Origin of the sequence: Streptomyces sp. NPDC001373 (assembly GCF_042895815.1) — a bacterium.
In the GTDB taxonomy this organism is placed as follows: domain Bacteria; phylum Actinomycetota; class Actinomycetes; order Streptomycetales; family Streptomycetaceae; genus Streptomyces.
This window is the reverse complement of sequence record NZ_JBIAWQ010000002.1, coordinates 61,162-79,180: the sequence shown is the minus strand read 5'-3', so window position 1 is coordinate 79,180 and position 18,019 is coordinate 61,162. Positions and strand designations below refer to the sequence as shown.

Sequence of the window (18,019 nt, the reverse complement as noted above, 5' to 3'; positions counted from 1 at the left end):
CCCCAGGTCCCCTTCTCGCCCTGTGGATAACTCTGTGGACAAGTGGACGGACCCGGGGGACGCCCTAGGCCCGGCCGTCGAGGCAGCGGGCCAGCCAGTCGGAGGCCTCCGTGAAATCGCCATCCGAGGTCCCCGGCCGCGTCGCGCGCACCTCACTCGGAGCGACTCCCGCGCGCGGGTAGGAGCCCAGGAAGCGGACCTGGGGGCAGGTCCGCCGCAGCCCCATCAGGGCCTCGCTCACCCGGCGGTCGGAGATGTGCCCCTCGGCGTCCACGGCGAAGCAGTAGTTGCCGATCCCCTCACCCGTCGGCCGGGACTGGATCAGCATCAGGTTCACCCCGCGGACGGCGAACTCCTGGAGGAGCTCCAGCAGGGCGCCGGGGTGGTCGTCGCCGAGCCACAGCACGACGGAGGTCTTGTCGGCGCCCGTGGGGGCGGCCGGCCGGGCGGGCCGCCCGACCAGCACGAACCGGGTCTCCGCGTTCTGCGCGTCGTGGATCTCCGTGACCAGCGCTTCCAGCCCGTACGTGGCCGCCGCGAACTCACCCGCGAAGGCCGCGTCGAACCGGCCCTCCTGGACCAGCCGCGCCCCGTCGGCGTTGGAGGCCGCCGACTCCCACACGGCGTCGGGCAGGTGGGTCCGCAGCCAGTTGCGCACCTGAGGCTGGGCGACCGGGTGCCCGGTGACGGTTTTGATGTCCGAAAGCTTGGTCCCGGGCCGCACCAGCAGCGCGAACGCGATGGGCAGCAGCACCTCGCGGTAGATCATCAACGGCTCGCCCGAGGCCAGCTCGTCGAGGGTGGCGGTGACCCCGCCCTCCACCGAGTTCTCGATCGGCACCAGCGCGGCCGCGGCCTCGCCGGCCCGGACGGCGTCCAGGGCGGCCGGGACCGACACCATCGGGACGAGCTCCCGGGTGGCGGCTTCCGGCAGGGTGCGGAGGGCCGCTTCGGTGAACGTGCCCTCGGGACCGAGATAGGTGAAGCGCGTGGCCGACATGCAGTCAGCCTAATGCCGGGCCGGCCGCCGCCGTGGCACTGTTCACCCTTCGAGCAGCCGCTGACCGACGTACTCCCCGGCGCGCGGGCCGGGCGGTACGGCGTACAGCCCGCTCGACTCGTGCCGGATGAACTCCGACAGTGCGTCGCCCCGGTCGAGCTTGCGCTGGACCGGCACGAACCCGCGCAGCGGATCGGCCTGCCAGCAGATGAAGAGCAGACCGGCGTCCGGGGTGCCGTCGGGGGCGATCCCGTCGTGGAAGGAGAACGGCCGCCGCAGCATGGCGGCGCCGCCGTTCTGCGCGGGGGCGGAGATCCGCGCGTGCGCGTTGGACGGGATCACCGGCCTGCCGTCGGGGCCGAGCTTGTCCAGGGCCAGCGGGGTGGTCTCGCCGCCGCCGGTCAGGGGCGCGCCGTTGGCCTTGGTACGGCCGATGACCTGCTCCTGCTGGGCCTGGGACTGCTTGTCCCAGTCGTCCAGCAGCATCCGGATCCGGCGGACGACCGCGTACGAGCCCCCGCCCATCCAGGCATGCTCGGCGGGGCCGGGCCCGGCGGCGGGCACGAAGATCCGCTTCTCGAAGTCGGGGTCCGTGGGCTTCGGGTTCCCGGTGCCGTCGACCTGGCCCATGAGGTTGCGGGCGGTCATCGGGGATGCGGTGGCCCCGGGGGTGCGGTTGAAGCCGTTCATCTGCCAGCGTACCCGGGCGGCCTCACCGGCGTCCTTCTGGAGGGCGCGCAGTGCGTGGAAGGCGACGAGGCCGTCGTTCGAGCCGATCTGCACCCACAGGTCGCCGTTGCTGCGCTGGGCGTCGAGCCGGTCCGAGGAGAAGTCGGGCAGCGGGTCGAGGGCGGTCGGGCGGCGGGCGGCCAGGCCCGTGCGGTCGAAGAAGGAGTGGCCGAACCCGAACGTGACGGTCAGGGAGGACGGGCCCGCGTCGAGGGCGATGCCGCTGTCCGCCGTGGGGGCGGTCTCCCCCGCCATCAGCCGCCGTGCCGTCTCGGACCAGCGGCGCATCAGTGCGGCCGCCTCCGTGCGCCCGGCACCCGGCGCCAGGTCGAAGGCGAGGACGTGGCCCTTGGCCTGGAGCGGGGTGGTGATGCCCGCCTGGTGGTCCCCTTCGAAGGCGACCGCGGTGGTGCCGAGGGAGGCCAGGGATCCGGCCGCGCCGGGGGCGGCGGCCGGGGCGTCGGCGACCGCCGAGTGCACGAGGGCGCCCCCGGTGGCGCCGAGTGCGAGCCCGACGGCGCCTGCGGCGCCGACCGTGCCCAGCAGCCGGCGCCGGGAGATCTCGATGTCGGGGTTGCTCGCGGTGGTGCTGTCGGTCACGCTGTTCAGCCGATCTTCACGTTCTTCTGGACGGTCGTCTGGTCGATGTCGGAGGTGCGGACGGTCACGTCGATGCGCCATTCGCCCGCGAGGGGCAGCTGGACCCCGGACGCCGTCCAGTGTCCGGGAGCGGCGCGGTCCGGGGTCACCGGCAGCGGGCCGATCTCCTTGGCCGGGAGGGTGAAGGAGATCTTGACCTCGGGCAGGTCGACGGGCTTCCCGTCGCTGCCGTCGGCCCAAAGGTGGAGGGTGTTGGCGCCGACCCGACCCGGGTCGAGCTCGACCCGGACGCTGCCCTTGCCGTTCTGGCCGCCGGTGTCGTACGGCAGGGTGATCTTGATCGCGCGGTCGGGCACGGCGGTGGCGGCGGAGCCCCGTCCGGCCTCCTGCTCCACGGCCCGGCCCGGCTCGGTGCCGGTCAGGACGGTGGTGACGGCCAGCAGGACCACGGCCACCGCGGTCTCGGCGAGCACGGAGCGGCGCAGGCCCGAGCGGCCGGGGTCGGCGTCGCGCACCTGGTTCTCCAGGGCCTTTTCGCGAGCTGCGGCCTGCCGGGCGAGCTGTGCGGCACGCTTCGGGTCGACGGGCTCGGGGTCGACGGGCTCGGGCTCAACGGGTTCGGCGGCCTTGGTGGCCTGGGCGGGCTCGGCGCCTTCGGCGGATCCGGCCGACCCGGCCGGGCTGCTCCCGGTCGACGTTTCACGTGAAACATCGCTCCCGGCCCCCACCATTGCCGGTTCGGCGGCCCGCTCCTCCGCCACCGTGTCAGCGAGCTGGGCGGTCCACTTGCGGGAGAAGGAGGCGACGGCGACGAGGACGGCCACCAGGGCAACCTTGATCAGCAGCAGCTGTCCGTAGCTGGTGCCGGTCAGCGCCGACCAGCTGCCGAGCTGCCGCCAGGACTGGTAGACGCCGGTGGCGGCGAGGACCAGGACGCTGACGAAGGCGACCCGGGAGAAACGCCGGACGGCGGACCGCTCGATGTCCGGGACCGTACGGAGGGCGACGAGCAGGGCGGCGAGACCGCCGAGCCAGGTGGCCACGGCCAGCAGGTGCAGGATGTCGGCCGGCATCGCGATGCCGGTCTGGATACCGGTGGAGGCGTGCTCGGCGAGTGCCCAGGTGGCCGCGATGCCGGCGGCCACGACCGTGCCGCCGATACCGAGCCCGAACGCCAGGTCGCCGGTGTCCTTGGCCTCCTCGGGGGTCTGCGCGCCGGCGTTCTTCTGGCGGCGTGCGTAGGCACCGAAGAGGACGGCGATGAACAGCGCGGCCGCGCCGAGCAGCAGCAGCCGGGACACGAAGGAGGCGCCGGTCTTGGTCTCCAGGACGGCCTTGAGGCCGTCGAGGTCGAAGGCGTCCGCGAACTTGCCCGACCCGGTGTACGGCGTACGGAGCACCAGCATCGCCAGGGTGGCGGCGGTGAGGGTGACCCAGCCGCGCACCACCAGCTTCTGCAGCGGGCGCTCGGCGGAGCCCCGGCGCCAGCACAGCAGGATGAAGGCGGAGGCGCCGACAAGGACGGCGAACCCGGCGTAGGCGGCGTAGCGGGCGATGCCGTACGCGATGCCGACCGGGCCGCCACCCGCCTTCTGGGCGGGCAGGGAGACGGAGGTGGCCGAGGGGGCGCCGACGGAGAAGGTGAAGGCGCCGGAGACCGGGTGGCTGTCGGCCGACACGGCCTGCCAGGCGACGGTGTAGGTGCCGTCGGGCAGCCCCGAGTGCAGGGCGGTGCCGTAGCGGATGACCGATCCGCTGCACATGTTCCGCAGCTCGCCGGTGTCGACGCGCTTGCCCTGCGGGTCCATGACGCGGATCGAGTCGTCACCCATGGCGACCTCCTCCGAGAAGGAGAGGGTCACCTGGGCGGGCGCCGTGGCGACCACCGCCCCGTCCTTGGGGTCGCTCGCGGTGAGTGCGGCGTGCGCCGTGGCCGGGGCGGCCGCGGTGAACAGGGTTGCCAGCAGGGCTGCGAGAACCAGCGCCAGCCGCGGCAGCGAAGCCGTGGCGCGGACGCGGAAGGGAGGGGGAGCGGGGGCGATGGCCGTCATGGCGTGTCAGTTCCTCGGTCCGTCAGTGGGCGGTGGAGTTCTGGGCGTTGTACGTCCGTTCCTTGACGTCCAGCTCGACCTTGACCGGATCGGCCTTCTCGAAACGCAGCTCGACGGTGACCTTGTCGCCGACGTTCGGCTTGTTCTTGAGGCCCATGAACATGATGTGGTTGCCGCCGCGCTCCAGCTTCAGCTCTCCGGCGGCGGGCACGTCCATGGACTGGACCTGCTGCATCTTCTGGTCCTTGGTCTCATGGACCTGGAGATCGTCCGAGAGCGGGCTGGTGACTCCGACCAGCTTGTCGGCGGTGTTCGAGTCGTTCTTGATGACCATGAAAGCGCCGGCCATCTTGTCGTTGACCGGTTCGGGCATGTAGCCCCCGCTGACGGTCATCTTCGGCTTGGCCGACTCCCCGGCCTGGGCACCGGCGCTCGCGTTCGACGAGGAGCCGGAGCCCGAGGAGGCCGTGGAGGAGGAGCAGCCGGATATGGCGAGCGCGGCCGTCAGGGAGAGGGCGGCGGCCAGGGTGCGGGTGGTGCGGGCGTTCACGGGTTCTCTCCCTTGATGATCTTCGGCAGGTCCTTGGTGTAGTCGTCGACGGTCGTGCCCTCGCCGTAGAGGACGTAGCCCTCGTCGGTCTTGGGCGAGAACGCGATGACCTGGGCCCCGTGCATGGAGACGACGCTGCCGTCGGCCTCCTTCTTCGGGGCCTCGATACCGATGCCGAGGGAGCGGGCGGCGGCCTGGATGGTGCTGAAGTCGCCGGTGAGCCCGGTGAACGCCGGGTCCTGGGCCCTGAGCCAGGCGCCGAGCGACTCCGGGGTGTCCCGTTCGGGGTCCGTGGTGACGAAGACGACCTGGAGCTTGTCCCGGTCCGCCTGGGGGAGCGCCTTCTTGGCGACGGCGATGTTGCTCATCGTCAGCGGGCACACGTCGGGGCAGTTGGTGTAGCCGAAGTAGATGAGCGTCGGCCGGCCCTTGGTCTGCTCGCGCAGGTTCCACGGCTTGCCGGTGGTGTCCGTGAGGACGAGGTCCGGCTTGTCGAAGGGGCGGTCGAGGAGGGTCGCGGCTCCGGCCTTCTTCTCGCCGGTGATCTGCGTGACCGACCCGTTGTTCTTGGCCGGTTCGCCGCCGCAGGCGGTGAGGGTGAGCGCGGCCGCCGCCGCGAGGGCGGCGACCGTCACACGTGTGGTGCGCATATGGAGATGTCCCTGGGATCGGGGGTGCTACGGATGTTCTTGACGGGCCGGGAAAGGCCTGCGGACGGGCCCCGCGGGGCCCGTGACGGCGGGCCCGCGGGCCCGGTGGATCAGGCGGAGCGGCGGCGGGAGGCGATGCCGAAGGCCAGCCCGCCGAGGCCGATGACGATGCCCGCGATGCCGAGGGCGCGCGCGGTGGTGTCGGAGCCGCTGCCGGCTGCGGCCTCGTCGTGCTTCGCCTCGTCCTTGCCCGCGCCCTTGGCGTCGGCCGGCTTGGCGTCGTCGTGGCCGTCCGCGGGCTTGGCGGCGGTCAGCTTCAGCACGGGAGCGGGGGTCTGAGGCTCGGGGGCGCCGTCCTTGGACTCCTCGATCCAGCGGACGACCTCGTTGTTGTCGTAGGTCTGGATGGCCTTGAAGACCATCTTGTCGGCGTTGTCGGGGAGCTTGCCGACGGAGACCGGGAACTGCTGGAACCTGCCGGGCTCGATCTTGCCGCCGGTCCAGGTGACCTTGGTGACGACCTCGTTCACCTGCTTGCCGTGCACGCTCAGCGGCTTGTCGAGCTTGGTCTTCTCGACGGTGGAGGTCCAGCCGGGGATGTCCTGCGGCATGACGGAGGTCAGCGGCTGGTCGACCGGGAAGTTGACCTCGATCTGGGTGGTCGAGGCGTTGTCGCGTTCGTTCGGGACCTTGAAGTTGATCGTCGCGTAGCCGCCCTTGGGGGCCTCGCCGGGCTGCACGCTCACGTGCGCGAAGGCAGTACCGGACAGGGCGAGGACGGCGCCGGCGGCGAGGGCGGCGGCGAAGGAGAGGCGAGAGGTCTTCATGGCGGAAACACTCCACAGAGCAGTGGTGAACGGTGGGTCCGCGCGACGGGCGCGCGGAGGTCACGGCGCCGGTGCTCCCGCCGGATGTCCCGGGGAGTGGAGGTGCCGCGTCAGGCTGCGAGGACGAGCGCAGCCGGCGGCCCACGCCGGATCACGGTGTGCAGGAGTGCGTCCCGGCCGGTCGTCACGGCGGGCGCGGAGGCGGTCCGGCGGGCCCGGGGGCCGCGCGCGGGGGCGCCGAGGAGCCCGGCCGCGAGGACCCGTACGAAGGCCAGCGCGGCGCGCAGCGGACGTATCGGGCCGGCTTCGGCCGAGAGCCGGGACAGTTCGACGAGCCGGAACAGCGCGGCGTCGCCCCGGCCCAGCAGCCAGCCGGCCGCGAGCGCGGCCAGCAGGTGGCCGAGCAGCATGGCGGGGCTGAAGAGCCCGATCTCGGGGGCTCCGGCGGAGGCTTCGGCCAGGTGCATGTGGCCCATGTGCCCCGACGCGGCCAGGGCGGCCGGGTCCAGCCCGGCGGCCTCCAGGATCCGACGGGCGTCGGCCGGGCTCAGCGGCACGGAGTTGCCCCCGCAGACGAGCTGGGCGGCGAGCGCCGCCAGCGAGGTGTCGGAGCCCGCGGCCGGGTCCTGTGCGACGGCGGCGCCGTGCTGTCCGAGGCCGAACAGCGTGTGCAGCCCGAGCTGGCCCACGGCCAGTCCGGCGGCGACGCCGGGCAGTGAACGGCGGCGTCCCGCGAGGGGGGCCGCGATCGCGAAGACGGCGGCGAAGGCCAGGGCCAGCGCCCACCACGGCACGGTCGCACAGGAGGCCACGGCGTGGCCGGCCGCGGCCAGCACGACGCAGACCGCGGTGAACACCGCGGCCCGTGTGGTCCGGAGCCCCGCTCCGGCGCGCGTCGTGTGGGTGGCAGACATGGCCGGGCCATCATCGCACTGGGCCCGGGCGCTGCCTACGGCAGGTGCTGGAGGGACCCTATGGTTCCGGTGTGCGACGGGCGTCCGGTCGGCGCGCGGTCAGCGCGTGGTCAGTGCGCGGACCGGGCCCTGACAGCGCCCCCGCCGGGCGCCGGCCGCCCGCTGACGGGCCGCTGACGAGGGCTCCGGCCCTACGGCCCCGGCTCGGCCGGCCCGTGTGCCTACGCGCCTGATACACGCCGGGCGCACATGCCGCATCGGCCGAATGAGGGCTGTGCCGGCCGCCGGGGGCTTACGCGCCACCGGGGGCGGCAATAGGTACCCGTATGAGCATCTGGTGGTCTCTCCACTTGCGGCGCGAAGCCGCGAGCGTGCCGCTGGCCCGGCGACTGCTGCTGGGGGCGATGGAGACCGCGGGGGTGGATCCGGACGTCTCCTACGAGCTGTCGGTCGCGCTGAGCGAGGCGTGTGCCAACGCGGTGGAGCACGGCGGCCGCGGCGGTCCGGCCGGGGGCCCGGTCGGCGTCCCCGCCGACGACGTCCTGGACGGCACCGAGGCGTACCACGTCACCGCCTACCTCGACGGGGACCGCTGCCGCATCGAGGTCGCCGACTCCGGTCCGGGCTTCCCGCCCTCGACGGTGGCCCGCCGCAGACCCTCCCTGGCCGAGCACGGCCGGGGCCTGCACCTGATCGCGGAGCTCGCCGACCACGTCCGCCTGCGCAACCGGCCGGGCCGGGGCGCGGTGGTGAGCTTCGAGCGGATGCTGAAGTGGCGTGACGACGCACTGCTGAGAGTGTCCTAGGAACGCCAGCGGGGCGGGGACCGGATCCGGTCCCCGCCCCACAGGTACGGCGGTGGCGTCAGCCCTTGAGACGCGCCATCCAGGCCTCGACGTCGGTCGAGGTGCGCGGCAGCCCGGCCGACAGGTTCCGGTTGCCGTCCTCGGTGACGAGGATGTCGTCCTCGATCCGGACGCCGATGCCCCGGTACTCCTCGGGCACGGTCAGGTCGTCGGCCTGGAAGTACAGGCCGGGCTCGACGGTCAGGCACATGCCCGGCTCCAGCGTGCCGTCGACGTACGCCTCGGTGCGCGCGGCGGCGCAGTCGTGGACGTCCATGCCGAGCATGTGGCCGGTGCCGTGCAGGGTCCAGCGGCGCTGCAGCCCGAGCTCCAGGACGCGCTCGACCGGGCCCTCCAGCAGGCCCCACTCCACGAGCTTCTCGGCCAGCACGTGCTGGGCGGCGTCGTGGAAGTCGCGGTACTTCGCGCCCGGCTTGACGGCGGCGATGCCGGCTTCCTGGGACGCGTAGACCGCGTCGTAGATCTTGCGCTGGATGTCGGTGTACGTGCCGTTGACCGGCAGCGTGCGCGTGACGTCGGCGGTGTAGAGGGAGTGGGTCTCCACGCCGGCGTCGAGCAGCAGCAGGTCGCCGGAGCGGACGGCGCCGTCGTTGCGTACCCAGTGCAGGGTGCAGGCGTGGGCGCCGGCGGCGGCGATGGTGCCGTAGCCGACGTCGTTGCCCTCGACGCGGGCGCGCAGGAAGAAGGTGCCCTCGATGTAGCGCTCGGAGGTGGCCTCCGCCTTGTCGAGGACCTTCACGACGTCCTCGAAGCCGCGGACGGTGGAGTCCACGGCCTTCTGCAGCTCGCCGATCTCGAAGGCGTCCTTCACGGCGCGGGCCTCGGAGAGGTAGACGCGCAGCTCCTCGTCGCGCTCCTTGGTCACCTTGTCGGTGAGGGCGGACTCGATGACGGAGTCGTGGCCGCGGACGGCGCGTACCGGGCCGGTGGCCTCGGTCAGGGCCTCGGGCAGCTCGCGGACGTCCTTGGCCGGGATGCCCAGGAGCTGCTCGGCCTCGGTGAGGGAGTGGCGGCGGCCGACCCAGAGCTCGCCCTGGCCCGACAGCCAGAACTCGCCGTTCTCGCGGTCCGAGCGGGGCAGCAGGTAGACCGTGGCCTCGTGGCCGGTCTCCGTGGGCTCCAGGACCAGGACGCCGTTCTCGGTCTGGTCGCCGGTGAGGTACGCGTACTCGGTGGAGGCGCGGAAGGGGTACTCGGTGTCGTTCGAGCGGGTCTTCAGCCGGCCCGCGGGGATCACCAGGCGCTCGCCGGGGAAGCGGGCGGACAGCGCGGCGCGGCGGTCGGCGGTGTGGCCGGCCTGGGCGATGGGCTCGAGCCCGTGCAGCTCGGTGTCGGCCCAGCCGGTGCGCATGCTCTCCGCGAGTTCCTCGCTGACGCCCGGGTACAGCCCGTTCTTGCGCTGCTTGTGCTTCTTCTGGGGCTGCTCTTCTTCTTCCGGGGTCTCCGGGGTGAGCTCGTCAGCCACGTCATCTCCTCAGCCGCTACGACACGCACGGGTCCGGGTGCGAACCCCGTTCATCGTATGTGTGAGGAGGCGGCGCCCGGCCAGTCCTGTGACATACCAGTCAAAACGGGCGCCTGTCGGTGGGTCCCGGCCGCTCAGTCGAACCGGGCCGCGAGCAGGACGACGTCCTCGCCGTCCCGGTACGGGCCGGACGCGGCCGGGCCCGGCCCGTCCTCGGGGAGGAGCGTGCGCAGGATGTGGTCGCAGAGGGCTGCCGGGTCCTCCCGGGCGCCGCGCGGAACCCCGGCGGCCGCCGCGTGCAGCCGTGCGTACGCCCGGTCCATGGGGTCGCCGGTACGCCGCAGCAGCCCGTCCGTGTACAGCAGCACCGTTTCTCCGGATGCGGGCTCGATCTCCACGCTGGGCGCTTCCCAGCAGGCCAGCATCCCCAGCGGCGCCGAGAGGGAGGTCTCGACGTACTCGGTGCGCCGCTCGCCGATCAGCAGCGGCGGCATGTGTCCCGCGCCGGCCAGGAGGATCTTGCGGGCGGCGGGCTCGCAGTACGCGAAGAGGGTGGTGGCCGAACGCGCGGGCTCGGTCAGGCGCAGCAGCAGCTCCAGGTCGGACAGGACCGCGACGGGGTCCTCCCCCTCCATGACGGCGTACGCGCGCAACGAGGCCCGCAGCCGTCCCATCGCGGCGACGGCGCTCGGGCCGGATCCGGTGACCGATCCGACGGCGAGCCCCATGGCGCCCTCGGGCAGCGGCAGCGCGTCGTACCAGTCGCCCCCGCCGAGCGGGCCGCTGCGGTGTCGGGCGGCGAGCCGGACCCCGGGGATCCGGGGCAGCCGGCTGGGCAGCAGCTCCTCGGAGACGGCGGCCAGGCGGGTGCGGGAGCGGTCCACCTCCAGCATCCGGGCCAGGTGTTCGGCCGCGTGCCGGACGTAGAGGCCGATGAGGTCGCGCTGGCGGTCGCTCGGTTCGGCCTGTTCGTCGTAGAGCCAGACAGCCGCGCCGAGCCGGCCGGTGGCGTCGGCGGTCAGCGGCAGCGCGTAGCTGGCGGCGTAGCCGAGGCGGGCGGCGACCTCGCGGTGGCGGGGGTCGACGGGGGGCTCGTGGCCCGCGGGGCCGGGGGCCGGCGCCACGCCGGGCTCCGGGAGCACCTCGGAGCCGCCGTGGGCGTCGGGCAGCCCGTCGAGGATGCGGCCGTACGAGGTGGCGCTGCGCGGCACCGTCTCGATGTGGCCGAGGTCGGCGCGGCCCAGGCCCAGGCCGATGGTGGAGGTGGGGCCGAGTCCGTCGGAGGGCTCCAGGACGACCAGTCCGCGGCGGGCGCCGACGAGGGCGGCCCCGGCGCGCAGGAACTCCTTCAGGGAGGAGTCGAGGTCGCGGGTCCGGGCGAGGCGCTCGGTCAGCTCGTGGAGGGTGGTGAGGTCGGAGACCATGCCCGCCAGCCGGTCCTGGATGACGCTGCTCGCCGCAGGCGGGGCGGCCTGGGCGGGGGCGGTCCGGGCGGAGGTGGCCGCTGCGGCGGACAGGGAGCCGGGTGCGGGCGCGACAGTCTGCGCCGACCCGTTGACTGCTGGATCGATTCCAGCCACTTTCGGCAGATGCGGGGCGCTCATGGCGTCCGCCTTTCCACCTGGTGCGATTCGCCATGTAGCATCGCAAACCCCCAGATTGTGCTGCGCCGCCATCAATGGATCCACATCTACACGCACCCGAGGATCGATGTCCAGCATTGTCCCAGTGGGAATCCTGGTGTCCGTGGGACGGCAACTCACTGTCCAGCCAGGGCTAAAACTTGGCTGGAAAAAGCTGGAAGCGGACGGTTTTTGCGATCGACTGGACAGGCGCTTCCAGGGGTCCGGGTACGTAGTCGCTAGTGCCCGGGGCCAGTTGGCGCCCCCGGCACCGCCGGGAACCGCCCGGCCCGGGCCGTCGTCCTAAGCGGCGGCAGCCGGTCTCGACACCGGTGCGGGTCGCTCGGACCGCTCGCTCCGGGCCCCTGCCGGACGTTTGACGGACCCGTAAGACAACTGCACGAACCGTGTGAACCTGCTTCTGGCGGACTAGTGGCGCAAAACGTGTACGTGTGGTGAAACACCGCTCACGTGGTGTGATGTGGCCCTCGACGTTCAACGGAAAGGAACGAGCGCTCATGCGCGAGATCCTCGGAAGGCGTCTCCAGCGGCTCCGCGATCGCTTGAAGTTCCCGCGCGCCGCCTCCCGTACCGCCGTGGAGGCCGGTGCCGGCGCGGCTCCGTCCCTCCTCGACGCGGCCTTGGCCTGCGCCACCGTCCGGCAGTGGCCCGTACTGCCGGGCGTGGGCCGGGACGGCGCCGACAGCCGGCGCTGCGCCTGTCCCGACCCCGACTGCGTGGTGCCCGGAGCCCATCCCTTCGACCCCGGGCTGCTCGCCGCCACCACGGACGCCCGGATGGTGGCCTGGTGGTGGGGGGAACGGCCCGCGGCCCCGGTGCTGCTGGCCACCGGCGGGGCCGCCCCGTGCGCGGTGAGCCTGCCGGCCAAGGCGGCCGCGCGTGCCGTCGTACGGCTGGACGCGCAGGGCATGCGGCTCGGTCCGGTCGTCGCCACGCCCACGCGCTGGTCCCTGCTCGTGGCGCCCTACTCGCTGGAGCGACTCGGCGAACTCCTGTACGCCAAGGACCACGTGCCCTCCTCGCTGCGCTTCCACGGCGAGGGCGGCTACCTGCTGCTGCCGCCCTCCCCGGCGTCCGGTGGCGGCCAGGTCCGCTGGGAGCGGGAGCCCGAGCCGCGGCAACCCGGCTCGCACGCCCTCTGGCTGCCGGAGGTTGAGGCGGTCGTGGACGCGCTCGTCGAGGCGAGCAGCGGTGCTCCCGGCGGCGGCAGCCGGCTCGCGTACTGAAGCTCGCGCGGCCGGCGTATCACTCGTACGGGTGTCACCACGGCGAGTTTCCAAGGGAATTGGGCGCGGGGATCTCCGCGCCCCATTCCCGCGTCGCTATCTTCGGCGAATGAATCTCCGCCTCATCGGTATCGGCGCCGGCGTGCTGATCATCTTGTCGCTTCCCCTGGCCGGAGCGATCGCCGGGCCGGATTTCGCCGGTCAGGGCGACGGAAAAGGCGGCGGGTTGCTCGCCTCGCTCGGCCTTTCCCCCTCCGGCGCACCGCACGCGGCGCACTCCGCCGGCGATCCCGCACGGCCCGGCCCGCCGGAGCAGCCCCGCACCGATGCGCGGTGCGGACCCGAACTCTCCGCCCCCCAGGGCCTGGAGGCGCAGACGTGCGTGCTCGTGAGCGAGGGACGCACCTGGGGCCGGAGCTACTACCGCAACACCGGCGGCCGCGCGCTGGACGCCGTGCTGACGGTGATGGGGCCGGCGGGGCGGACGGTGCAGATCCACTGCGTGGTGGCGGCGGGTGACGAACCGGGCCTGTGCGAGACGCCCCGGGAGGAGTCGGCGGGGGCGCCGGGCGCCTACTCGGCCGTGGCAGAGTTTGCAGTTCCGGACGATGAAGGGCGGCTGCTCCTGCGGTCCGGGAGCAACTCAGCGGCACCGTCGGGCGGTTGAGCACCGCCGAAAGACAGAGGCCCGGTCGCTGGCGACGGGGGATGCACCAGCGACCGGGCTACAAGAACGGTAACAAGAGATCGCCTGTTCGCAAATTCGATCTCTGATATTCGGACATCGATTTGCAGGCGATTAGCGGGAGTTGTGACACCGGTCACCGGACCGCGTACGGCTCGTGCGCCGTACGCGGTCCACTCCCGCGCCGGGCGGGCGTCAGCTCAGCGTCACCTGGCGGTTGGTGAGTCCGCCGCGCGCCCGCCGCTCCTCGGCGGTCAGCGGGGCGTCGGCGGCCAGGGCCGTGGCCAGGCGCTCGGCGAACTCGGCGGCGGGCTTCTCCACGTCCTCGGCGGTGACCCCGGTGGGCAGGTCCCAGACGGGGACCATCAGGCCGTGGGCGCGGAAGGAGCCGACGAGCTTGGTGCCCTCGCCGAGGGAGGAGGTGCCCGCCGCGTGGAGCCGCGCGAGGGCGTCGAGCAGCTTCTCCTCCGCGTGCGGCATGACCCAGCGCAGGTGGTTCTTGTCCGGGGTCTCGCACCAGTAGGCGGCGTCCACGCCCGCCAGCTTGACGGTCGGGATGGCGGCGGCGTTGGCGCGCTCCAGCGAGGCCGCGATCTCCGGGGAGGCGTTCTGGGCGCTTTCCGCGTCCGGAATCCAGAATTCGAAGCCGGCGTGCACAACCGGCTCGAAAGCGCCGTCCAGGTCGAGGAGATCCTGAAGTCGGGGCCCCTCGGCCGGCACGCGGCGGGCCGCGACCGGGTTGCCCGGCTCGGTGGCGAGCGCGCGCTCCAGGGTGTCGGCCATGTCGCGGGCGAGGTCCCCGGAGGAGGACTCGTTCTGGAGGCCGAGCAGCACGGAGCCGTCCTCGCGCCGCAGGGCAGGCCACGCCATGGGGAGCACGGTCACCAGCGTGACGGACGGGACGCCCTCGGGCAGGCCGCCCTTGAGGTTCAGCGGCACGGTGGCCGCGGGGACGAGCTCGCGCAGCGCCACCCAGTCGCACTCGCCCGGCAGTCCCTCGAAGGGGCGCCGCACGTGCTCGGTGACGGCGTGCGCCGCGGCCGCTCCGTGACAGGCCTTGTAACGGCGCCCGGAACCGCAGGGACAGGGCTCGCGCGCGCCCACCACCGGGATCTCCCCGTTGTCGAGCTGAGGCTTCGCGGTCTTCGCGGCGGGGCGCTTCTTGGCCATCGTGGGTGTCTCCCGGTTGCGGCGGTACGGCGGTGTCTCTGGGCGCGAGCCTAGCCGTTCGTACCGCCGGAACCGGCGGGGTGCGGCCGGGAGCGCGGTCGGCGTGCGCTACCGGACGGCCGCGTGTGCGGATGGCCGGTGGTGCCGGTCGGGGGGCACCGGTGGGCGGCGCCGGTGGGCGGCCCGGGCCGTTGACGCCGGTCCGTGACGCGGTCCGTGACGCGGGCCGGGTCGTCGGGCGTCGAGACCGTCGAGGTCGTCGGGCGTCGAGACCGTCAGGCGTCGAGATCGTCGAAGGCGGCGGCGAAGTCGATGGCCGGAGGAGCGACGCGCGTAGCGAAGTCGTCGTGCCGGTGCCCCCGGGCGACGATCACCCATACGGTGACCTCGCCCGCCGCCCCGTCCCGGACGCCCCAGTCCTGGGCCAGCGCGCTGATGATGTTCAGCCCCCGGCCCCCGTGCGCGGTGACCGAGGGGGTGGCCGGGACCGGGCGGGTCGGACCGCCGCCGTCCGTCACCTCGACGGTCAGCCGTCCCGCCTTGTCGACGCGCCACGCGGCGCGCACCTCGCCGTCACCGACGTCCCGGGCGCCCAGCGGCCGGCCGTGCCGGCAGGCGTTGCTGAGGAGTTCGGAAAGGATCAGTACGGCATCGTCGACGACCGATTCGGACACTCCGCTGACGCGCAGCTGTTCGCGCATCCGGTGTCGCGCCTCGCCCACGCCCGCAGGACCATGGCGAATGTCCATGCACGACGACGTGGGCACTTCCTGTGCCATCACCAACGCCACCCCCGGAACCTCCTTAGCCCCACGCCATGGTCTGGATGCCCCCATGGCCTGGACCGGAAACCGCCGGCACACACGGCTCTGACGCATTCATGACCAACGAATGCGGAGCGGATGCGCCGGGGCACGCCCTGTCACGGGCGGGATGGCTGTGACTGGTGCGCAAATCGGGACGTCAGCGTCCGAGCTGTGACAGAACCTGGCGGGGCCGGTTCGTGATGATCGCTTCTACACCCAGATCAGCGCAAAGCTGAACATCGTCCGGTTCGTTCACGGTCCACACGTGGACGGAGTGCCCCGCTGTCTGGAGCCTGCGGATGAAGCCGGGGTGGCTGCGGACGATCCGCATCGCCGGTCCCGCGATCCGCACGCCCGCGGGCAGGCGGCCGTCGCGCATCCGGGGCGAGACGAACTGCATCAGGTAGACGGTCGGGACCGTCGGGGCGGCCGCGCGCACCCGGTGCAGGGAGCGGGCGGAGAAGCTCATGACCCGGACGGGGTGGGGGCCGGCGGCGGGCGGGGCGTCCAGCCCGAAGCGCTTGAGGAGGAAGAGGAGGCGCTCCTCCACCTGTCCGGCCCAGCGGGTGGGGTGTTTCGTCTCGATCGCCAGCTGTACGGGCCGGCCGGCGTCGGCCACCAGCTCCAGCAGCCGCTCCAGGGTGAGCACGGAGGTGCGCTCGGGGTCGCCGACCCAGTCGGGGGACTCCTCGCGGTCCTTCCAGGAGCCGAAGTCGAGGGCGGCCAGGTCGGCCAGCTCCAGCGCCGAGACGGCGCCCCGGCCGTTGGAGGTGCGGTTCACGCGGCGGTCGTGGACCAGTACCAGATGGCCGTCGGCGGTCAGCCGGATGTCGCACTCGAGGGCGTCGGCGCCGTCCTCGATGGCCTTCCGGTAGGCGGCCAGGGTGTGCTCGGGAGCATCCTCCGAGGCGCCGCGGTGGGCGACGACCTGGATGGGGCGCGGCGTTGCGTGGGTCACCCGGTCATGGTGCCACCGAGGGGCCCCCGCGCGTCGGGGTGACTCCTGGAGGTCCATCCGATATGTCGGATATAAAGGAGAGCGGAGGACGCACAGGTCCGGCTTACAGTGCTCTGACGGGTCATGGGAAAGGCTTCACCCTGGAACTTCTATGGTGCATCGAACGTTCAGTCGGACCGATGCCCGGAGGGTGTCGGGTCGATATCGCCTGATATTTCCAGCAGCCGTATTGGCCGTGCAAGCCCTGTGTGACGAGGAGAGAGAGCTGTGAGCACCGAGAACGAGGGCACCGCGGCCCCGACGCCCCCCGCGGCCCCGTCCGCACCCCCCGTGCCGGTGGCCGCCTCCACCCCCGAACCGGCGGCGCCCGCCGCCCCGGCCCAGGACGCCCCGGCACCGCAGGAGGCCCCGGCCCAGGACGCCCCGGCTCCGGCCCCGGGCGCCGAGCACACCCAGCAGCTGCCCCCCACCCCGCCGGTCCCGCCCGCGCCCCCGGCATACGGCCACGAGCAGCCCCCGGCAGCCCAGCCGGCCGGCCCCGCCACGGCGGCGTACGGCGCCGAGGCCTGGCCCCCGCCGCCGCCGGCGGTCCCCGCGTACGGTGCGGGCGGAGCGGCCGGCGGCCAGGGCGGCGGCACCTGGGGCGTCCCGCTCACCGCGGACGGCACCCCGCACCCCAAGCCCAAGGGCCGGGGCGGGCTGATCGCGGCGGTCCTGGTGGCGGCCCTGCTCGCGGGTGGCGTGGGCGGCGGCATCGGTTACTGGGCGGCCCAGCGCGACCACGACGGCACCGGATCGACCACGATCAGCGCGACCAACACCCCGAGGGACCTCAAGCGGGACGCCGGCTCCGTCGCGGGCCTCGCGGCCTCCGCGCTGCCCAGCGTCGTCACCATCGAGGCCTCCGCCGGGGACGGCGAGGGTGGCACCGGCACCGGGTTCGTCTACGACGAGCAGGGCCACATCCTCACCAACAACCACGTGGTGGCCTCCGCCGCGAACGGCGGCAAGCTCTCCGCCACCTTCTCCGACGGCAAGAAGTACGACGCCGAGGTCCTGGGCCGGGCCCAGGGCTACGACGTGGCCGTCATCAAGCTGAAGAACCCGCCCGCGAACCTGAAGCCGCTGGCGCTCGGCGACTCCGACAAGGTCGCGGTCGGCGACCCGACCATCGCGATCGGCGCCCCCTTCGGCCTGTCCAACACGGTCACCACCGGCATCGTCAGCGCCAAGAACCGCCCGGTGGCCTCCGGCGACGGCTCCGGCGGCAAGAACTCGTACATGAGCGCCCTGCAGACGGACGCCTCCATCAACCCCGGCAACTCCGGCGGTCCTCTGCTCGACGGCCGCGGCGCGGTCATCGGCATCAACTCGGCCATCCAGTCCGCAGGCAACGGCGGGTTCGGCGGCGGCCAGGCCGGCTCGATCGGCCTCGGCTTCGCCATCCCGATCAACCAGGCCAAGAACGTCGCCGAATCGCTGATCAAGACCGGCAAGCCGGTCTACCCGGTGATCTCGGTCTCCGTGGACCTCCAGGCCAAGTCGGACGGCGCCAAGATCTCGGAGCAGGGCGCCCCGGCCAACGAGCTGGTCGACCCGAACGGCCCGGCTGGCAAGGCGGGCCTCAAGCCCGGCGACATCATCACGGAGTTCGGCGGCAAGCAGGTCGACAGCGGACCGACCCTGATCAGTCTGATCTGGACATACAAGCCGGGCGACACCGTGAAGCTGACCTACCTGCGCGGCGGCAAGCCGACCACGGTCGACATCACGCTCGGCTCGCGCGTCGGCGACAAGTAGGGAGAGCGCCGGTAACACCGCTCGACGGTGGCTTGATGGGAGGGGCCGTGGCCGGGAATCCGGCTACGGCCCCTCCCAA

Annotated in this window: 16 protein-coding genes; 4 read left to right on the top strand and 12 right to left on the bottom strand. The window is 73.0% G+C overall.

Annotated features, from left to right (window positions below; all coding sequences use genetic code 11):
* Positions 1 to 64: 64 nt before the first annotated feature.
* The 7 genes from pheA to ACFY15_RS05675 form a co-directional block, all read right to left on the bottom strand.
* Complete coding sequence (gene pheA / locus ACFY15_RS05705; RefSeq protein ID WP_390825084.1) at positions 65 to 1,000, bottom strand: prephenate dehydratase; 936 nt, start codon at positions 998 to 1,000, stop codon at positions 65 to 67.
* A 42-nt stretch (positions 1,001 to 1,042) separates the two neighbouring features.
* On the bottom strand, positions 1,043 to 2,329 hold the full coding sequence (efeB, locus tag ACFY15_RS05700) for an iron uptake transporter deferrochelatase/peroxidase subunit (RefSeq protein WP_390686136.1): 1,287 nt from the start codon (positions 2,327 to 2,329) through the stop codon (positions 1,043 to 1,045).
* Between the two features lie 5 nt (positions 2,330 to 2,334).
* Positions 2,335 to 4,380, bottom strand: a complete 2,046-nt coding sequence (locus ACFY15_RS05695) for a copper resistance protein CopC (RefSeq protein WP_390825083.1) — start codon at positions 4,378 to 4,380, stop codon at positions 2,335 to 2,337.
* A 22-nt stretch (positions 4,381 to 4,402) separates the two neighbouring features.
* Complete coding sequence (locus ACFY15_RS05690) at positions 4,403 to 4,930, bottom strand: copper chaperone PCu(A)C (protein WP_390825082.1); 528 nt, start codon at positions 4,928 to 4,930, stop codon at positions 4,403 to 4,405.
* Positions 4,927 to 5,580 (bottom strand): SCO family protein, encoded by a 654-nt coding sequence (locus ACFY15_RS05685; protein ID WP_390825081.1) that lies wholly within the window; start codon positions 5,578 to 5,580, stop codon positions 4,927 to 4,929. The genes ACFY15_RS05690 and ACFY15_RS05685 overlap by 4 nt, the downstream gene beginning before the upstream one ends.
* 110 nt (positions 5,581 to 5,690) lie before the next feature.
* Entirely contained in the window at positions 5,691 to 6,407 is a 717-nt protein-coding gene (locus ACFY15_RS05680) for a YcnI family protein (RefSeq protein WP_390825080.1), read from the bottom strand.
* 110 nt (positions 6,408 to 6,517) lie between these two features.
* The gene (locus tag ACFY15_RS05675; RefSeq protein WP_390825079.1) at positions 6,518 to 7,321 is read right to left on the bottom strand and encodes a hypothetical protein; all 804 of its coding nucleotides are present in this window, start codon (positions 7,319 to 7,321) and stop codon (positions 6,518 to 6,520) included.
* A gap of 326 nt (positions 7,322 to 7,647) precedes the next feature.
* Between ACFY15_RS05675 and ACFY15_RS05670 the strand changes: the two genes are divergently transcribed.
* Positions 7,648 to 8,127, top strand: coding sequence for an ATP-binding protein (locus ACFY15_RS05670; RefSeq protein WP_390686130.1), 480 nt, complete (start codon positions 7,648 to 7,650; stop codon positions 8,125 to 8,127).
* 58 nt (positions 8,128 to 8,185) lie between these two features.
* Here ACFY15_RS05670 and ACFY15_RS05665 read toward each other — a convergent pair whose 3' ends face one another.
* Both ACFY15_RS05665 and ACFY15_RS05660 read right to left on the bottom strand, forming a co-directional pair.
* Positions 8,186 to 9,652: an aminopeptidase P family protein gene (locus tag ACFY15_RS05665; protein WP_390686129.1), complete on the bottom strand. Its 1,467-nt coding sequence runs from the start codon at positions 9,650 to 9,652 to the stop codon at positions 8,186 to 8,188.
* Between the two features lie 134 nt (positions 9,653 to 9,786).
* Entirely contained in the window at positions 9,787 to 11,373 is a 1,587-nt protein-coding gene (locus ACFY15_RS05660) for a PP2C family protein-serine/threonine phosphatase (protein ID WP_390825078.1), read from the bottom strand.
* Positions 11,374 to 11,792: 419 nt separating this feature from the next.
* On the opposite strand from ACFY15_RS05660, the gene ACFY15_RS05655 reads away from it, so the two are divergent.
* The gene (locus ACFY15_RS05655; protein ID WP_390825077.1) at positions 11,793 to 12,521 is read left to right on the top strand and encodes a bifunctional DNA primase/polymerase; all 729 of its coding nucleotides are present in this window, start codon (positions 11,793 to 11,795) and stop codon (positions 12,519 to 12,521) included.
* Positions 12,522 to 12,630: 109 nt separating this feature from the next.
* A complete protein-coding gene (locus ACFY15_RS05650) occupies positions 12,631 to 13,188 on the top strand; it encodes a hypothetical protein (RefSeq protein WP_390825076.1) in 558 nt (185 codons plus the stop codon).
* A gap of 213 nt (positions 13,189 to 13,401) precedes the next feature.
* Here the strand turns inward: ACFY15_RS05650 and ACFY15_RS05645 are convergent, their stop codons facing one another.
* The 3 genes from ACFY15_RS05645 to ACFY15_RS05635 form a co-directional block, all read right to left on the bottom strand.
* Positions 13,402 to 14,376: a DUF5926 family protein gene (locus ACFY15_RS05645; RefSeq protein ID WP_390686125.1), complete on the bottom strand. Its 975-nt coding sequence runs from the start codon at positions 14,374 to 14,376 to the stop codon at positions 13,402 to 13,404.
* A 275-nt stretch (positions 14,377 to 14,651) separates the two neighbouring features.
* Complete coding sequence (locus tag ACFY15_RS05640; RefSeq protein WP_390686124.1) at positions 14,652 to 15,254, bottom strand: ATP-binding protein; 603 nt, start codon at positions 15,252 to 15,254, stop codon at positions 14,652 to 14,654.
* Positions 15,255 to 15,339: 85 nt separating this feature from the next.
* Positions 15,340 to 16,197: a glycerophosphodiester phosphodiesterase gene (locus ACFY15_RS05635; RefSeq protein ID WP_390686123.1), complete on the bottom strand. Its 858-nt coding sequence runs from the start codon at positions 16,195 to 16,197 to the stop codon at positions 15,340 to 15,342.
* A gap of 210 nt (positions 16,198 to 16,407) precedes the next feature.
* Between ACFY15_RS05635 and ACFY15_RS05630 the strand changes: the two genes are divergently transcribed.
* Complete coding sequence (locus ACFY15_RS05630) at positions 16,408 to 17,940, top strand: S1C family serine protease (RefSeq protein WP_390686122.1); 1,533 nt, start codon at positions 16,408 to 16,410, stop codon at positions 17,938 to 17,940.
* Positions 17,941 to 18,019: the final 79 nt, after the last annotated feature.

Bases quoted from the DNA above. Each gene is read 5' to 3' on its own strand.
- ACFY15_RS05635 (WP_390686123.1), bottom strand. From the start codon at position 16,197: ATGGACCTCCAGGAGTCACCCCGACGCGCGGGGGCCCCTCGGTGGCAC.
- pheA (WP_390825084.1), bottom strand. From the start codon at position 1,000: ATGTCGGCCACGCGCTTCACCTATCTCGGTCCCGAGGGCACGTTCACC.
- ACFY15_RS05670 (WP_390686130.1), top strand. From the start codon at position 7,648: ATGAGCATCTGGTGGTCTCTCCACTTGCGGCGCGAAGCCGCGAGCGTG.
- ACFY15_RS05685 (WP_390825081.1), bottom strand. From the start codon at position 5,580: ATGCGCACCACACGTGTGACGGTCGCCGCCCTCGCGGCGGCGGCCGCG.
- ACFY15_RS05695 (WP_390825083.1), bottom strand. From the start codon at position 4,380: ATGACGGCCATCGCCCCCGCTCCCCCTCCCTTCCGCGTCCGCGCCACG.
- ACFY15_RS05645 (WP_390686125.1), bottom strand. From the start codon at position 14,376: ATGGCCAAGAAGCGCCCCGCCGCGAAGACCGCGAAGCCTCAGCTCGAC.
- ACFY15_RS05675 (WP_390825079.1), bottom strand. From the start codon at position 7,321: ATGTCTGCCACCCACACGACGCGCGCCGGAGCGGGGCTCCGGACCACA.
- ACFY15_RS05680 (WP_390825080.1), bottom strand. From the start codon at position 6,407: ATGAAGACCTCTCGCCTCTCCTTCGCCGCCGCCCTCGCCGCCGGCGCC.
- ACFY15_RS05650 (WP_390825076.1), top strand. From the start codon at position 12,631: ATGAATCTCCGCCTCATCGGTATCGGCGCCGGCGTGCTGATCATCTTG.
- ACFY15_RS05660 (WP_390825078.1), bottom strand. From the start codon at position 11,373: ATGCTGGACATCGATCCTCGGGTGCGTGTAGATGTGGATCCATTGATG.
- ACFY15_RS05655 (WP_390825077.1), top strand. From the start codon at position 11,793: ATGCGCGAGATCCTCGGAAGGCGTCTCCAGCGGCTCCGCGATCGCTTG.
- ACFY15_RS05640 (WP_390686124.1), bottom strand. From the start codon at position 15,254: ATGCGTCAGAGCCGTGTGTGCCGGCGGTTTCCGGTCCAGGCCATGGGG.